The organism is Lactobacillus gallinarum DSM 10532 = JCM 2011 (assembly GCF_001434975.1).
Taxonomy (GTDB): Bacteria; Bacillota; Bacilli; order Lactobacillales; family Lactobacillaceae; genus Lactobacillus; species Lactobacillus gallinarum.
This window is the reverse complement of record NZ_AZEL01000005.1, coordinates 23,794-40,708: the sequence shown is the minus strand read 5'-3', so window position 1 is coordinate 40,708 and position 16,915 is coordinate 23,794. Positions and strand designations below refer to the sequence as shown.

Sequence of the window (16,915 nt, the reverse complement as noted above, 5' to 3'; positions counted from 1 at the left end):
CTAATGGCTAAGAATTATGACAATTTGGCCAAAAGCATCATTCAAGATGTTGGTAGTAAAGACAATGTCAATAGTGTTGTTCACTGTGCAACACGTTTACGTTTTAAATTAAAGGATGAAAAAAAGGCAAACGATGATGCCTTAAAAGATACTGACGGTGTTGTTACTGTCGTAAAGGCCGGTGGACAATATCAAGTTGTTATCGGTAATGAGGTTGCTGATGTCTACGATGCTGTATTAAAGGAAGGAGGCTTCCCAGGCGGTGGTCAAGTTCCTGATGACGATGTTGCAGATGATAATTCAAGTTTCATTGATAAAGCTGTTGCCTTAATTTCAGGAATCTTTACTGATATCCTAGCACCACTTAGTGCCGGCGGTATTATCAAAGGTTTAGTTGTTTTAGCAGCTGCAATGGGCTGGCTTTCAAAAACTTCTGGTGCATATCAAATTTTATACGCCGTTGGTGATAGTATCTTCTACTTCTTACCAATATTCTTGGGTGTAACTACTGCTAGAAGATTCCACATGAATCAATTTATTGGTTTAGCCATTGGTGCTGTATTAACTTACCCAACGATGGTTGGTTTAGCTTCAAGTAAAACAGTATTAGGTACTTTGTTCCAAGGTACGCCATTTGCTTCTGAAATTCATACAACTTTCTTTGGCATTCCAGTGGTTACTATGAACTATACTTCAACTGTTTTGCCAGTTATCTTTGCTGTTTGGTTTGGTTCCGTTATCGAACACTGGGCAAAGAAATGGATTCCAACGGTTGTGCAAATGTTCCTTGTACCTGCGCTTACTATTATTATTACTTTACCAGTTGCATTTATTGTTATCGGTCCTGTAATGACTTGGGTTGGTGATGCCATTGGTGCAGTCATGGCCGGTATCTACAACTTTAGTCCAATTGTTGCCGGTGTGGTTGTTGGTGCATTGTGGCAAGTACTTGTTATCTTCGGTGTTCACTGGGGCTTGGTTGCTGTATCAACAACTAATATTGCAGCTTTAGGCTATGATCCAATTTTGGCTCTTACTTGTATGGTTTGTTACGCACAGATTGGTGTTGTATTGGCAATTATTAAACAAACTAAGGACAAGAAGTTAAAAGATACAGCAATAGGTGCCTTCTTCTCAGGACTCTTCGGTGTTACTGAACCAGCAATTTATGGTGTAACTTTACCAAGAAAAACTCCATTTGTTTTAAGTTGTATTGGTGGTGCCGTTTCTGGTGCAATTATGGGTATCTTCCATTCAGTACTTTACATGATGCCTTCAATGGGATTCTTTGCAATTCCTGCCTACATTAATCCAAAAGGTGGTTCAATGATCCCAGTTATTGGTGTTATTGTATCCGCAGTCGTAGCATTTATCGTTGGTTTTATTTTGCAATTAATCTTCGGTAAGAAATCAGTTGATGCTGAATACAACAAGAAACAAGCTCAAAAGGTTGCTGAAGCAGCTAACGAAGCAACAGAAGTTGCTAATAATCCAATTGTTGCTGCAAGTGAAAATGAAGAAAAATTAAATCCATCTACAAAATTAGTTTCACCATTAAACGGTGACGTAAAACCTTTATCAGAAATTAAAGACGAAGTATTCTCAAGTGGTGCCATGGGTCAAGGTGTAGCTATTGAACCAAACGAAGGTGTTCTTCACGCCCCAGCTGATGGTAAGATTGCTCTTGTTTTCCCAACTGGTCACGCTGTTGGAATTAACACTACTGACGGTGCAGAAGTTTTGATGCACATCGGTATGGATACAGTTAACTTACAAGGAAAAGGCTTTAAGACTCTTGTACAAAAAGGCCAAGAAGTTAAGGCTGGCGATCCATTAGTTGAATTTAATATTAAAGATATCAAGGCGGCTGGTTATGAAGTAACTACTCCAGTTGTAGTAACCAATTCAAAGAAATATGAAAGTGTTAACCAAGTTGCTAACGGTGCAGTTAAAGTTGGTCAAGAAATCTTATCTTTGCAAGGTGAAGATGAAGGAGCTAAAGTATCTGGTCAAGTTCAAATTAATTAGGCTATAATGAACTGTAACTGCTTACAATAATAGAAAGAGAGATAAAGATGTCATTTCCAAAGAATTTTTTATGGGGTGGTGCTACCGCTGCTAACCAAATTGAAGGTGCATATGATGTTGATGGTAAGGGTTTATCAGTAACTGATATAACAACTGCCGGTAGTCTTGATGCACCAAGAATGTTGACTTATAAGTTGAATGGTAAGTTAGAAAAAACACCAGCTATGCCAGGTGCGGGGTTGCCTGAAGGAGCTGTTGGTGCGATTGATCCTGATAGTTATTACCCTAACCATGTAGCGATTGATTTTTACCACCACTATAAGGAAGACATTAAGATGTTTGCTGACATGGGTTTTAAAGTTTTCCGTCTTTCAATTGCTTGGACTAGAATTTTCCCAAAGGGCGATGAAGAAAAGCCAAATCAAGCTGGACTTGATTTTTATCGTAATGTCTTTGAAGAATGTAAAAAGTATGGCATTGAACCATTAGTTACTATTTCTCACTATGAAGATCCACTTTACCTCAGTGAAAAGTACCATGACTGGGGCGATCGTAAGATGATCGACATGTACGTTAAATATGCCAAGACTTTGTTTAATGAATACAAGGGATTGGTTAAGTACTGGTTAACTTTCAACGAAATTAATACTACTTTATTAATGCTTAACTCATTCGGAAATAAAGTAGATGATGATAAGGTTTACCAACACGCATATCAAAAGTTGCACTATCAATTTGTAGCAAGTGCTCGTGCAGTTAAGCTGGCTCACGAAATTGATCCAAACTATGTAATAGGTAACATGATTTGTGGTATCGTTGATTATCCACTTACTCCAGATCCAAAGGATATTTTGCTTAACCGTCATATGTGGGAACAAGATATCTTCTATTGTGGGGATGCACAATGTAAGGGTAAGTATCCAACGTTCGCTAAGCGTCTTTGGAAGGAACATAACGTACATCTTGATATTACTGAACAAGACAAGAAAGATATGCTTGAAGGTACTGTCGATATGTACACCTTCTCTTACTACATGAGTAATGTGGTGACTACGCACAAGATTGAAGATAAAGTTGGTGGTAACTTCGCAGCCGGTGCTAAGAACCCATACCTTAAGTATTCTGAATGGGGCTGGGCAACTGATCCAGATGGTTTGCAATATTACCTCGAAGTAATGTACGATCATTACGAATTGCCATTGATGGTTGTAGAAAATGGTCTTGGCGCTGTTGATAAGATTAGCGATGACAGCAAGATTCATGATGATTACAGAATCGACTACTTGAGAATGCATATTGAAGCCATGAATCGTGCGATCGAAGATGGCGTTGATGTTCGTGCTTACACTACTTGGGGCTGTATCGATGAAGTCTCAGCTGGTACTGGTCAAATGTCTAAGCGTTACGGCTTTATCTATGTTGATCGTGATGATAACGGTGAAGGAACTTTAAAGAGAATGCCTAAGGATTCCTTTGATTGGTATAAGAAGGTTATTGCTTCAAACGGTGAAGATTTAGGCTAATTGCATAAAATATGGGTATAAGAAAGAGAGATGATTTGCTCATCTCTCTTTTTGTATATATAGACAGAGTACTTATTTTTAATAAATGTCAATATTCCATACAAAACTAAAGAGTGTATAATAAACTCTATCGATTTTGTATAGGAGTTGACATTTTGAATAGGAATGAGAAAAAGCACAAAAAAGTTTGGCTAACGATAGGGATAGTAGTAGCCGTACTTGTAGCACTAATTGGAGCAGGTGAAGCATACTTTTTTAACGTTGCTTTTACGCCTGGTGAAAAAAGTGTATTAAATAAATATTCGCACAATACGAAAAAAGATCCATTGGCTGCCAAAAAGAAATGGTATGCCAAGGTAAAGAAGCAACACTGGTATATGAAGTCGGCTACAAGTGATTATCGCTTAGATGCAAATTATATTCCAGCTAAGAACTCGCATAAGACTGTAGTGATTCTTCATGGTTTGGGCAACAATAAAGATACCATGGGGCCATATGCAGGCATGTTTCATGAATTAGGCTATAACGTTTTGCTTCCTGATGCTCGTGCACATGGTCAAAGCCAAGGTAAGTACATTGGTTATGGCTGGCCTGAAAAGTATGACGTTCGTAAATGGGTAGAAAAAGATATAGCTAAAGAAGGCAAGAATCAAAAAATAGTAATCTTTGGCGTCAGCATGGGTGGTGCTACTACTATGATGACTAGTGGTATTAAGATGCCTAAGCAGGTTAAGGCTTATATTGAAGATTGTGGTTATACCAGTGTTAAAGATGAATTCTTGCATGAAGCACAAGATCTATACCATATGCCAAAACCTGTAGCTACAGCAGCCGTTGACTTATTGAGCGTTGTTAGCAAGGCAAATCTAGGCTTTTATTTAGGGGATGCATCATCTGTTAAATCAGTGAAAAAGAATAATAAGCCGATGTTCTTTATTCATGGTGGCAACGATCCATTTGTACCAACCAAGATGGTTTATGCAAACTATGCTGCGGCCAAAGGACCCAAGCAGCTGTGGGTAGCCAAAAAGGCAACGCATGCTCGTTCATTTGAAACTTACCCTAAAGAATATGAAAAACGTGTAGATCAATTTTTAAGTAAATATTTGTAAAAAAAGAAGCTAGATCAAATTCTAGCTTCTTTTTGTTGTATTATTTTGTCGCATTAGCAGGTTTTCTGCGTCCAACAATCCAAGTAATGATTAATGCAGCGATAGCTTCAACTATAATCATTGTGATTCTTGCTGGAATCTTGGTACTACCAAGCCATACGTCAAGAATAATAGAACCGATAATGATAATTCCCATCCAAATCCATTGAGATTTGTCAAAGGCAATACCGTATTCTTCTTCACGTCGTCTAATGCCTGGTAAGACTGCACCTAAGCCGATCAAAACGACTACGGCAACAATGTTGATGATTAATTCGTACCACCAAAGCCCTGTACCTTGTTTAACATCTTGTGGTGCAAAACCAAGGATGGTTGCTACGGCAGTAACAACTAACAAGGCAAGACCAACAATCCAAGCAAGTTTATCGTTTTTAATGTAGACATATTTTGATGGGTACTTCTTTGAGTTCTTTCTTACTCTCATGAATGAGTAGAAGATCCAGCAGGTAACACCTGGTGAAACGATTGAGTTCAAGTTAAGCAACCAGTTGAAGATATCGTTCATGTCAGGTAAGAAGATACCTAAGATCATGATGAATGATGAAAGGGCAACAGTTAAGATGTAACCGTTAATTGGTAAGCCGTTTTTGTCCTTCTTACGTAAGAACTTAGGCATGTACTTATCACCAGTGTCGGAGATAAGCATTCTAGTCATGGCATCAAGCAATACGGCAACCAAGGCACAGTTGAACAATAATGATGTCCAAGCCCAGAGGTAAAGCAAGAATTTACCCATGCCGAATTGTTTACCAACCATGTCGAATACGTAGTAAGCACCGTTCATCTTCAAGTCGTTTGGAATGTGGTATGCGTCAAAGTAGATACCAAGTGCAAATGAACCAAGGATAGTTAAGAAAGCAGTCATGATAGCTAAAGTAATCATTGCCTTAGGGAAGTCTGACTTAGGTTTCTTCATCTTAGTTACATATGGTGCAACCAGTTCACACCCGTTCATGGCATAGATTAACATTCCGACGGTTGACCAGTAGTGCAAGTCGAATTTAGGAATGATTGTGTGCCAAGTAAATGGTTGGGTAGCCATGTGACCGCCTGATTTTGCCAAACCAACAAAGGCAAGGAAAACAAACAAGACAGTCATAATGACCATCAAACCACCACCAATACTGGAAAGGAATTCCATTGAGTTGGCAAAGTGGTGTTCAACGACAATGAAAACAATGAACACAACGAAAGTCAAAGCAGCAAACATGGTAGTAGGAATTTTATCTTGGAATCCCTTTGAACCGGTCAATGCCCAACCTAGGTCGACAATGATTTCGTTAGCGGAGTCTACAGCATAAGGAATTGAGGCTGCCCAGTATGTCCAAGCAGTGAAGTAACCTAAAAATTCTCCGTCAGTACCGCGGACCCATGATGAAAGTCCACCACCTTCTTCACTAAACGTAGAACCTAATTGTCCTACCATTAATGAGTAAGGTGTTACATAAAGCAAACACATGATAATCCAAGAGGTGATAACTGGCATCCCTTGGTTTTGGAAGTTGTACATGATATCGTCCAAGCCGATAACAGTACAAAGTGCCATCAAGGTCAAAACTGGCCATGTGATGGCTTTCATTTTTTTAGTTGAAGTTAAATCGTCCAAGTAATTCTCATCCTTTTCTACTTAATAAAATAGTTTACATAAGTTAAGTAGAATTCCTGGCGATTTATTTTTACATTTCTCGTTCATAAATATCCTTTTCATACAATCCCTATTTATTCTACCCGTTGATACTTAACATGACCAGTAGTAAAACGGTTACTATTTTGTACAAAGCACTTTACTTATTTTATGTAAGTATGTATAATACTAATTAAAAGTAAGTAGCACTACAAAAAAAGGAGTGATTTGAATGACAGCACAACTTGTAGCAATTGAAATTATTATTTTGGGATTGAACTTTTTAACCAGAGAAAAAAAGCCTGTCCCTGAGAGAGTTAGAAAGCATAGGTAATTTATATATGGCAAAAACATCACAAATTATTCGTAATAAAAAAGTAGCAAAGTTTTCAACTAGAGAATATACGCGTTGTGAACGCTGTGGACGTCCGCATTCTGTTTACCGGAAGTTTGGACTTTGTAGAGAATGCATGCGTGATTTAGCACATCAAGGTCAACTTCCAGGCGTAAAGAAAGCTAGTTGGTAAAAATAATTATAAAATACATGAAAAAGTTAAACGTAGTCCGCTTTTTTTGTTAAAGTAAAAAGAAGTTATTCAAATCAAACTAAGGGAAAGAGTTATGGAGAAATTTCATTTTACGAAACGAGAAAAGCTTTTTTTGTTGTTAGCTTTATTGGTATTGGTATTTTTATTTATTTCTAGTTCAATGACATATCATGAACAGGAATTGCATGATGGCACAGTTAGTAAATATTTTGGCTGGCTTGAAAATATTGTAGCTGGCTGGAATTTTACATATGGTGGGCGCCTTCATAATGCACAACTAGATGGTAGAGCAGGACTTGCTCAATTTGTTCTGCGTAAGATGGCCCATTTTGGCTCATACTTTTTATTAGGTGGCTTTGGCTATTTAGGCTTGCGCCGCATTTTTAAAATTAAATGGCTAGCTCCAATTTTGACCTGGTTTGCGGCTATTGCTTTTGCGGCTTTTGATGAATATCATCAGTTTTTGACTGGAGATAGAACACCGAGCGTACATGACGTAATATTGGATGCATCTGGTGCCTTAACGGCGATTATTTTAGTAATGTTAATTCTATTTTTGAAAAATAAGTATTCGACGAAGAAAAAATAGTTTTAAATATTTGACACCATTGAATTTTGAGGTGCTGTGAGTTAAGATAATATCGTTAATTAATATTAGAAAAAAGAAAGAAGGATCCTTATGTCAGGACATTCAAAATGGCACAATATTCAAGGCCGCAAGAATGCGCAAGACGCAAAGAGAGGTAAAATTTTCCAAAAGTTATCTCGTGAAATTTATATGGCTGCAAAGAGTGGTGGTCCTGATCCTGATGGGAATCCTACCTTACGTATGGTAATTGATAAGGCACGTTCAAACAACATGCCTAAGGACAACATCAAGCGGGCAATCAAAAAAGCTGAAGGTGGTTCAGAAGAACACTACGATGAAATCACTTATGAAGGTTACGCTCCAGGTGGTGTTGCTGTTTTTGTAGAAGCTTTGACTGATAACAAGAACCGTACTGCTTCAGATGTTCGTGTTGCCTTCACTCGTAATGGTGGTTCACTTGGCGCTACTGGTTCTGTTGCCTACATGTTTGATCGTAAAGGCTACATCGTAATTGACCGTTCAACTACTGATGCTGATGAAGATCAAGTATTGCTTGATGTAATGGATGCTGGTGGTGAAGATCTTCAAACCAGTGATGATGCATTTGAAATCTACACTGATCCAAAGCAATTTGCAGATGTTCGTGACGCACTTATTAAAGATGGTTACAAGCTTGCAGATGCTGAATTGACTATGATTCCACAAAACACCACTCCAGTTCCAGCAGACAAGAAGGAACAATTTGAACACTTAGTTGATGCTCTTGAAGATAGTGACGATGTTCAAAATGTTTACACTGCAGCAGCTGATGAAGACTAATTATTAAATAGATAAATGACTCAACCAATTTGGTTGGGTTATTTTTTTGCTCTTTTTTCTAAAAAAATAAAATTTTTTAAATTTCTCAGAAAAAAATCGCCTTTTTTTGCGTATTAAATAGTGTGAGGCAAAAAAGGGGGATTTTTATGAAAACAAAGGAATTTATCAATGAATTACTCACTTCCGCAATTTCAAGTAAGGCGAGTGATATTTTCTTTTTTCCGAAAAAAGAAACGATGGTTGTACAGTTTCGAACTAACCAAGGTGTAATTACCCAAACCGACCTTTCCTTGAATGAGGGACAAGAAACTATTAACTTCTTTAAATATAGCGCTCAGATGGACATTGCAGAACATCGTAGACCTCAAGTAGGAGCAATGGCTTACGAGGTTGATCAAAAAGAATATTATTTGCGTCTTTCTAGTTTGGGTGACTTTTCAGATCAAGAATCACTGGTCATTAGAATAATTTATGAGATTAAGCAAAGTAAATATTTCTTTCCTCAGCAAATAGAATCGTTAGAAAGATCAGCTTTGCATCGAGGATTGATCGTGACTAGTGGACCCACTGGGTCAGGCAAAACAACTACGATGTATGAAGTCGCAAAAAAATTAAGTCCCAATAAAGTAGTAATGACTATTGAAGATCCAGTTGAAGTTCATGAACCTACTTTTTTGCAGTCACAGGTCAATAATGAAGCCGGAATTGACTATCAAAGTTTATTAAAAGCAGCTTTGAGACACCGTCCAGATATTTTGATTATTGGAGAAATTCGTGATCAAGGTACGGCAAGATTAGCAGTTGATGCAGCTTTGAGTGGACACTTAGTTTTTGCGACGGTTCACGCTAAAAGTACTTTGCAGACTATCTCACGTTTGGAGAGTTTAGGCATCAAAAATGATGAATTAGCTAATTGCTTGACTGCTGTGTCTTACCAAAGGCTGTTGCCTAGTGCAGTAGGGATGCAGTGTCTAATGGATATTGCTAAAGGCGAACTTTTAAATCAGGAATTGCAGCTAAGCGTGCGCAGTGACTTCGTTAATTGGCAAGAGAATATGCAGTTGTTGCGGAAAGGAGGGAAAATCGATGATGAAATATATGAGCAATTCAAAGAAGGATAGGCTAAATAGCGAAGAACAACTCGTTTTTTTAGATTATTTAAAACATAGTTTAGAAAATGGTTTTTCATTGATTAATTCGATAGAGCTGATGCCTGTTTTGTGGCCAAAGAAAAAGAAACTAATGCAAAAACTGGTTAAGCGAATGAAAGATGGGAATAGTTTTAGTGCTGAATTAATTCAACTAGGTTTCTCAAAAACAACGGTGACGCAGGTTAATTTGGCATTGCAGCAAGGAAACTTAATTGAATGTTTGAATCAATTATCTATTCTTAGTCGACTCAAGCAAGAACAAGTTAAAAAATTGCGAGCAGAGTTATCCTATCCATTTGTCCTAGCAATTATGATGGTGATTTTACTTGCTTTTATGCAGTCATTTATTTCTACTCAATTTAGCGATGGTAATGAGCATTCTGGTGATTTGGTAATGCTAGGATTGATTGGAGTTGTACTTGCTGGAATATATTTTTTAGCAAGAATAATTGTTTTACTCAACAAACAGGATTACGACTCAATGCAAAGATTAACTAAATATCCCATTATTGGACCAGTGATTTTGCTATATGTGAATTATTTGCTCGTGTATGACATTGGGATGCTTTTAGCCAGTGGTTTTTCATTGCAAAAAATGTGTGAATACGCATCAAAGCAGGAAAAAGGATCCTTGCAGCAAGCCTTGGGACAAAAAATAGGGCATCAATTAGCTGAAGGAACAAATTTGGAAGAGATCGTAGAACAAGAAGTCTTTTTACCGAATAGCTTGTTAGTTTTGCTTAAAACAGGTTCGGAAAGAAAAAACTTAAGTCAAAGCTGCTTAATGTTAGGGCGTAGCTTATTTATTGATTTAACTCAAAAAATAGAAAAATTAGTTGTTAACGTACAGCCATTTTGTTTTATCTTGATTGGCTTTTGCGTGATTGGCATGTATTTGAAATTATTAATGCCAATGTATTCAATGATGCAAGGACTTTAAGGAGAAAAATATGAAAAAGAAAATGAAGAAATATTTGTTAAATATTTTAGCTAAAAGCCGTAGACAAGAAGGCTTTACTCTAATTGAAATGGTGGTTGTGATTGCTATTATCGTCATTTTGATGGTGTTGATTGTGCCAAATATGTTGAATCAAAAGGAAAAGGCAGAAACGAGAACTTCAGATGCCTTTAAGACTACTTTGCAAACACAGGTGGAAATGTATAAAGATGATGGACACGATACACCTAGCAAATTTGAAGATTTACAGGGTGAATTTTTAACTAAAGATCAAGTAAAAAAGGCAAATAAGAGTTTTAAATTAGAAAATGGCAAAGTTACTGATATTAATAAGAAATAAATATAGAGCTTTTACTTTGATTGAAACGATGATTACTTTAGCTATTTGTTGCGGGATGCTGTTAATTGGCAGTTTACAACTGCAAAAATATCAACACCGTTTAATTTTTGATAATACAGTAAGAGAAGTAAATGCTGCTCTTGATCAAGCATCTCGAATTAGCACGATAAAGGGACATGCCGTTACCGTCATTTTTTCCGAGGATCAACATTATATAAAATTAATCGGTGGTGGTCATGAAAAGCAAGTAAATATTGATAAAAATATTGATATTAAAGGTTTGAACAAATTTGTTTTTACTAAAACTGGACGCTCTGTTCCTGGGACAATAACGTTTAGCGGTTATGGGATGAAAAAAGCTGTGAAATATCAAATGCTATGGGGACGAATGGCAAAATGAAAAAAGTAAAGGGATTTTTTATATTCGAAAGCGCCATTGCCATTATCATTTCACTATTTGCTGTAAGTTGCCTTTACTTAACTGTTGCTGAAAGTCAAAAAAATGGTCGTGAAATGGAATTAAAAACTGATCGTGTCTATGCCTATCATGTGTTAAAGGCCAACAATCTGGATCAGATAACGGTACATGATCACGTTTATGAAAGGATAGGGCAGCATTATCTTAATGATAAAAATACTAACCAAAAATACAAGATTGCAGACTAAAGGATTCATGTTAGCAGAAGTCATCTTTTCTCTTTTTATTACTATCCTGGTCCTTTCCATTTTGCAAAATCTGCTGTTAAGTATTAAAAGAGCCAACATGCATGAAAATCAGCATGTAAATGATATTGCTTATGCATATGTGCAGTTGAATAATTTTATGCATACTGAGGATACGAAAACTGTTTATCCGATCGTGAAAGATTCCAAAAGCAATAGGATAGTTTTTATGCGAGTTAATAAAAATGATGAAAAAGAACAGTATGCGATTGAATATTATTTAAAAAATCATGTTTTAAAGGTATCAAAAGCAGGAGCTGGGCGGGGCGGATATATGCCGCTTATTTTCAATATAAAATCGGCTCAGTTTGTCACTAAAAAAGATCAAATTATCATTCATGTAGTAGAAGAAAATAAAGGAAAATCAGATTTAGTTTTCAAGCTTGATGAAGAACCTAAACCAGAAAGAGAGAAAAAGATTGTTAAAAATAAAAGGAAGCGCATTGCTTAGCAGCATTTTAGTTTTAATTACGACTTTGCTTTTTATCAAAATGTATCAAGAAGTCTATTGCGCAAGCATGGAGAATAATTTGATGATTATCAAATATTTGTCTGGTAAATAACTTTCCTTGCACCTCTTCTTTCCTTTCTTTAAAATAATGAAGGTAATGGAGGGACGTTATGGGAAAATTTGAGAAACTTTTTAATCAATTTTTAGATTGCGTACAAACTTTGCAAAAAGCCCTGAATGTTTCATTTACAGAAGCCTTAGTTGAAACATTTGATAATTTAGAGCAAGGTAAAATCAAAGTCGAAAATGGTGCACCAGATGAACAAACTGTTGCAGAATTAAGTGAAAAATATCAGTCACTTGATTATGATGAGATTAGTCAAAAAGATAAGGCGCAAGTTTTTACTTTTTTAACTTTAAAAGCAATTAATGATGATGGCTTTGATGTTAATAAGATGCCAACACCACCAGCAATTTCAACTGTAATTGCAATGTTAATGCATAAATTGGTGAAGAATGAAAAGGTTGAAATAGTTGATCCTACAATTGGTACTGGAATTCTGCTGTTTTCAATCATTTCACAATTAAAGGCCTTAAACCATTCTAAAGATAACTATCAATTAGTCGGAATTGATAATGATGAAGAAATGCTTAACTTAGCAGATGTGGCAGCACACTTGAATGACTTTGACATTGAACTTTATTGTCAAGATGCATTAATGCCATGGATGTGTTCTAATCCGGATGTAGTAGTAAGCGATTTGCCGATTGGCTATTATCCAGTTGATGAAAATGCTAAAAAATTTGAAAATCGAGCAGAAAAAGGTCATTCATTTGCACACTTACTATTAATTGAACAAATAATTAAGAACTTAAAACCTGCGGGTTATGCATTTTTAGTTGTTCCTAAATCAATTTTATCAGGCAAGATTGGTGCTGATTTTATGCCATGGTTAACGAAAAAGGTATATTTGAAAGCCATTGTCGAATTGCCTGATGATATGTTTAAAAATAAATTTAATCAAAAGTCGATCCTTGTTTTCCAAAATCATGGAGAAGATGCCAAGGCTAGTGAAGTTTTGTTAACTAAACTAGATTCTTTGAAGAAAGAAGAGGCTTTGATTCGTTTTAATGTCAAATTGAACGAGTGGTATACTAAAATCAATCATTAATTCGGGATTACTTAACTTTTATTGAAAGAGGAGGAAATTATTTTTATGAAAAAGGTTTTGGCAATTAACTCTGGTAGTTCATCTTTTAAATATAAATTATTCTCATTGCCAGATGAAAAAGTTATTGCAAGTGGTATGGCTGATCGTGTTGGATTAGACAATGCTTCCTTTGAAATTAAATTGGCTGATGGCAATAAGCATGTAGAAAAAACAGAAATTGCCGATCAAGAAGCTGCAGTTAACTTATTAATTAAATTCTTGAAGCAATTCAATGTAGTAGATGATTTACATGAAATCGTTGGTGTGGGTCACCGTGTAGTTAATGGTGGTGAATACTTTACTGATTCTACTATTATCACTAAGGAAAACTTGCCTAAGATTTATGAATTAGAAGATTACGCTCCACTTCATAACCCAGCTGAAGGCCGTGGAATTGAAGCATTTATGAACGTATTGCCAGAGGTGCCACAAGTAGCTGTATTTGATACTACTTACCACCGCGCTCTTGATCCAGTACATTACTTGTATTCTCTTCCATATGAATATTATGAAAAGTACGGTGTACGTAAATATGGTGCACATGGTACTTCTGTTCGTTATGTTGCTCCACGTGCAGCTGATATGATGGGCAAAGATCTTAAAGACTTAAAATTGATTGTTTGCCACTTAGGTTCAGGTGCTTCAATTACTGCCGTTAAAGATGGAAAATCATATGATACTTCAATGGGCTTTAGTCCACTTGCAGGTATTACTATGGCTACACGCTCAGGTGATATCGATCCATCACTTATCCAACATTTAATGCATGTTGAACATAAATCAATGGATGAAATGATTCATATCTTGAATCACAAATCTGGTTTACTTGGTTTGTCAGGTATTTCTCCAGATATGCGTGATGTTCGTGAAAGCGACACAGATCGTGCTAAGTTAGCTAGAAAAATCTTCATTAATAGAATTGTGCGTTACGTTGGTTCATATATTGCTGAAATGGGCGGCGTTGATGCTATTATCTTTACTGCTGGTATTGGTGAACATGATATGGGCGTACGCAAAGAAGTAATGGATGCTTTCAAATACATGGGCGTTGAACCAGATTACGAAGCAAATGAAGAAAACGGCGAACATTTCATTACTAAGCCAGATTCTAAGGTAAAGGCAATGGTTATTCCAACTAACGAAGAATTAATCATTGAACGTGATGTAGTTCGTTTAACTGATATTAATTAAGCTTTTTATTCGCAGGATTCATTTGTCTATGCTACAATAGTAGAGTCTCAAGGGGATGTTTTGGGATTCGACAGGCGTAGATTCGCATTGACTGCGATTCGTAGGTTACGTCTACGTAAAAACGTTACAGTTAAATATAACTGCAAATAACAAAAATTCTTACGCATTAGCTGCTTAATTTAGCGCATGCGTTGCTCTTTGTCGGTTTACTCGTGGCTGACACTGAGTATCAACTTTAACGAGTTACGTTTAACTACCTCACCTGAATAGTTGAAAAGAGTCTTAACAGGTTAGCTAGCTCATCCTAGCCCTGTTATATGGCGTTTTGGGCTAGTGAAGTTCAAGTAATATAACTATGATCGTAGAGGTCAGTGACGGAATGCGTTTGGACAGGGGTTCAATTCCCCTCATCTCCATACAATAGTAAAAGTCTTGCTAGGATATGATTCCTAGCAAGACTTTTATTTTTATTTATTAATAATAATTAGTTATAGCTTTGCCCTAAAAATAAGTATTAAACATTATAAAAGCTGCTATTTATAATGGAACCTAAAGAAAACTGTTTTTACAGATAATAGGTGAGCGAATGATTAAATACAAAAATAAATACTTTGAAGGGGAAAGGATACTTTATGGCATTAATGATGCATTACCTTTGGTCATGGTGAATCTCCTTTAAAGGAGGTAAATAATGTCAGATTAAAAGATTCAATTTTTACATGGAAGTATCCATTATGGTATGACGATCATGTAGAAGTAGAAAATACTACCTTTGAAATAATGTCTAGGAGTAGAATTTGGTATACTAAAAACATTTCTATTAAGAATAGTGCTTTACAAGCGCCTAAACTATTTAGAAGAGCAAGTCATATTAGATTGGACAATGTTCATTTTGCCAATGCAGAAGAAACGATGTGAACTTGTAATGATATTAGAATTACTAATTCACAAATTAATGGCGACTATTTTGGCAAGGATAGCAAGAATATATATCTAGATCACGTGAGTGTAGTTGGTAATTATGTTTTTGATGGTGCTGAAAATATTGAGGTTCACAATTCAACTTTTGTCTCTAAAGCTGCTTTTTGGAATTGTAAAAATGTGACTATTTATGATTCAACAATTGATGGTGAGTATCTAACTTGGAATACTGAGAATATTAAATTCATTAATTGTAAAATCGAAAGTGATCAAGGATTAAATTATATTGATCATCTTGAAATTAAAAATAGTTCACTTATTAATACTGATTTAGATTTTGAATATGTTTCAGATATGGATGTAGAAGTGACTAGTAAAATTGATAGTGTTAAAAATCCCGTGTCAGGTAAAATTGTAGCGCCAGAAATTGGAATTTTAACTATGGATTCAAATAAGATTGATCCTGAAAAAACGAAAATCAATTGTCCAAAGATAATTTCAAAGGTAAAGCATTCAGATAATAATCAAAAACCAAAGGATTAGTGATAATAATGGAATATGATTTTAAAAATGCACCTGATCGTAGTCATACGGATTCAGTAAAGTGGGATGTTAAGCCAGGTGGAATTAACGATATGGATTGCCGACATGGATTTTAAAACAGCACCGGAAATCATTAAGGCAATGAAAGAAAAAGTTTCATTAGGTGCCTTTGGCTATGAGTGGCCACAAGCTGATTATTTTAATGCGGTAGCGGATTGGTATGAAATAGAACATGGATATCGTCCGCAAACCAATTGGATGATCTTTACCACGGGAGTTGTGCCCGCGATTTCATCGATTGTGCGGCGTGTTTCGCATATTGGCGATAATGTTCTAGTTCAAGAACCTGTTTACAATATTTTTTACAACTCTATTTTGAATAATGGGCGCCATGCTTTATCAAGTAATTTAGTGTTTGATGGTGAACATTACAGCATTGATTGGACAGATTTAGAAGAAAAATTAGCTGATCCACTCACTACGTTAATGATTTTCTGTAATCCTCACAATCCTATTGGTAAGGTTTGGACTAAAGCAGAAGTTCAAAAAATTGCACAATTATGTCAAAAACACCATGTAGTTTTGCTTTCGGATGAGATTCATAGTGACTTAGTCGGAAAAGGACAGGGCTATACACCAGCATTTTCAATTGAAGCTAAAAGCAATGTAATTTCTTTGGTTTCACCAAGCAAGACTTTTAATGTGGCTGCACTTCATGCTGCTTATGAAGAGGGGCATGATTGGCTGAAGAAGTTAAAGCAACAGTTAAATGAGAATTTTGATTATATCAGTCAGTTCATTCAAGAAAATGTTCCTGAGGTAAAAGTTGTCTCTGGGGATGCCACTTATTTGATGTAGATTAATGTACAGAAAGTGACTGATAATTCTGCAGATTTTGCTGCTTTTTTGAGAAAAGAGACAGGTCTAATTGTTTCAGCAGGTAGTGTTTATCGCGGTAACGGACAAGATTTCATTTGGATAAATTTAGCCTGCCCATTAGCAATGGTAAAAGATGGAATGAAGCGATTGGTAGAAGGAATCCGTAAGTATAGCAAATAGGTTTACATGTAAACAAAAAGGTAGATATATAATTAAGAAAAGGGTTTCATTTTTATAGCCTCAA

General features: G+C 36.0%; 15 protein-coding genes, 1 other RNA gene and 2 pseudogenes. 17 read left to right on the top strand and 1 reads right to left on the bottom strand.

Going from position 1 to position 16,915, the window contains the following annotated elements:
* Positions 1-3: 3 nt before the first annotated feature.
* The 3 genes from FC37_RS01130 to FC37_RS01120 all read left to right on the top strand — a co-directional run bounded on the left by FC37_RS01130 (position 4) and on the right by FC37_RS01120 (position 4,663).
* Entirely contained in the window at positions 4-2,028 is a 2,025-nt protein-coding gene (locus FC37_RS01130) for a beta-glucoside-specific PTS transporter subunit IIABC (protein ID WP_025005126.1), read from the top strand.
* 47 nt (positions 2,029-2,075) lie between these two features.
* Complete coding sequence (locus FC37_RS01125) at positions 2,076-3,551, top strand: glycoside hydrolase family 1 protein (protein ID WP_025005125.1); 1,476 nt, start codon at positions 2,076-2,078, stop codon at positions 3,549-3,551.
* Between the two features lie 155 nt (positions 3,552-3,706).
* A complete protein-coding gene (locus tag FC37_RS01120) occupies positions 3,707-4,663 on the top strand; it encodes an alpha/beta hydrolase (protein WP_025005124.1) in 957 nt (318 codons plus the stop codon).
* Positions 4,664-4,703: 40 nt separating this feature from the next.
* Here the strand turns inward: FC37_RS01120 and FC37_RS01115 are convergent, their stop codons facing one another.
* On the bottom strand, positions 4,704-6,329 hold the full coding sequence (locus FC37_RS01115) for an APC family permease (protein WP_025005123.1): 1,626 nt from the start codon (positions 6,327-6,329) through the stop codon (positions 4,704-4,706).
* 359 nt (positions 6,330-6,688) lie between these two features.
* Between FC37_RS01115 and FC37_RS01110 the strand changes: the two genes are divergently transcribed.
* From FC37_RS01110 to FC37_RS01050, 14 genes and pseudogenes are all read left to right on the top strand, one after another.
* Entirely contained in the window at positions 6,689-6,874 is a 186-nt protein-coding gene (locus tag FC37_RS01110) for a type Z 30S ribosomal protein S14 (RefSeq protein WP_025005122.1), read from the top strand.
* Between the two features lie 94 nt (positions 6,875-6,968).
* Positions 6,969-7,484 (top strand): VanZ family protein, encoded by a 516-nt coding sequence (locus FC37_RS01105; protein WP_056945447.1) that lies wholly within the window; start codon positions 6,969-6,971, stop codon positions 7,482-7,484.
* A 90-nt stretch (positions 7,485-7,574) separates the two neighbouring features.
* On the top strand, positions 7,575-8,303 hold the full coding sequence (locus FC37_RS01100) for a YebC/PmpR family DNA-binding transcriptional regulator (RefSeq protein WP_025005121.1): 729 nt from the start codon (positions 7,575-7,577) through the stop codon (positions 8,301-8,303).
* 146 nt (positions 8,304-8,449) lie between these two features.
* Positions 8,450-9,424 (top strand): competence type IV pilus ATPase ComGA, encoded by a 975-nt coding sequence (gene comGA, locus FC37_RS01095; RefSeq protein WP_025005120.1) that lies wholly within the window; start codon positions 8,450-8,452, stop codon positions 9,422-9,424.
* A complete protein-coding gene (locus tag FC37_RS01090; protein WP_025005119.1) occupies positions 9,393-10,394 on the top strand; it encodes a type II secretion system F family protein in 1,002 nt (333 codons plus the stop codon). The genes comGA and FC37_RS01090 overlap by 32 nt, the downstream gene beginning before the upstream one ends.
* Before the next feature lie 10 nt (positions 10,395-10,404).
* On the top strand, positions 10,405-10,752 hold the full coding sequence (locus FC37_RS01085; protein WP_025005118.1) for a prepilin-type N-terminal cleavage/methylation domain-containing protein: 348 nt from the start codon (positions 10,405-10,407) through the stop codon (positions 10,750-10,752).
* The gene (locus FC37_RS01080; RefSeq protein WP_025005117.1) at positions 10,721-11,152 is read left to right on the top strand and encodes a prepilin-type N-terminal cleavage/methylation domain-containing protein; all 432 of its coding nucleotides are present in this window, start codon (positions 10,721-10,723) and stop codon (positions 11,150-11,152) included. Before FC37_RS01085 ends, FC37_RS01080 begins: the two co-directional genes overlap by 32 nt.
* Entirely contained in the window at positions 11,149-11,418 is a 270-nt protein-coding gene (locus FC37_RS01075) for a hypothetical protein (protein ID WP_025005116.1), read from the top strand. The genes FC37_RS01080 and FC37_RS01075 overlap by 4 nt, the downstream gene beginning before the upstream one ends.
* Positions 11,419-11,425: 7 nt before the next feature.
* Positions 11,426-11,926 (top strand): ComGF family competence protein, encoded by a 501-nt coding sequence (locus tag FC37_RS01070; protein ID WP_035434033.1) that lies wholly within the window; start codon positions 11,426-11,428, stop codon positions 11,924-11,926.
* A 170-nt stretch (positions 11,927-12,096) separates the two neighbouring features.
* Entirely contained in the window at positions 12,097-13,098 is a 1,002-nt protein-coding gene (locus FC37_RS01065) for a class I SAM-dependent methyltransferase (RefSeq protein ID WP_025005114.1), read from the top strand.
* Between the two features lie 45 nt (positions 13,099-13,143).
* Positions 13,144-14,328 (top strand): acetate/propionate family kinase, encoded by a 1,185-nt coding sequence (locus tag FC37_RS01060; protein ID WP_025005113.1) that lies wholly within the window; start codon positions 13,144-13,146, stop codon positions 14,326-14,328.
* Positions 14,329-14,379: 51 nt separating this feature from the next.
* Positions 14,380-14,747: a transfer-messenger RNA gene (gene ssrA / locus FC37_RS09930) on the top strand.
* A gap of 167 nt (positions 14,748-14,914) precedes the next feature.
* A pseudogene (locus FC37_RS01055) lies at positions 14,915-15,792 on the top strand (DUF3737 family protein).
* An 8-nt stretch (positions 15,793-15,800) separates the two neighbouring features.
* Positions 15,801-16,851: pseudogene (locus FC37_RS01050) on the top strand (MalY/PatB family protein).
* Positions 16,852-16,915 lie beyond the last annotated feature (64 nt).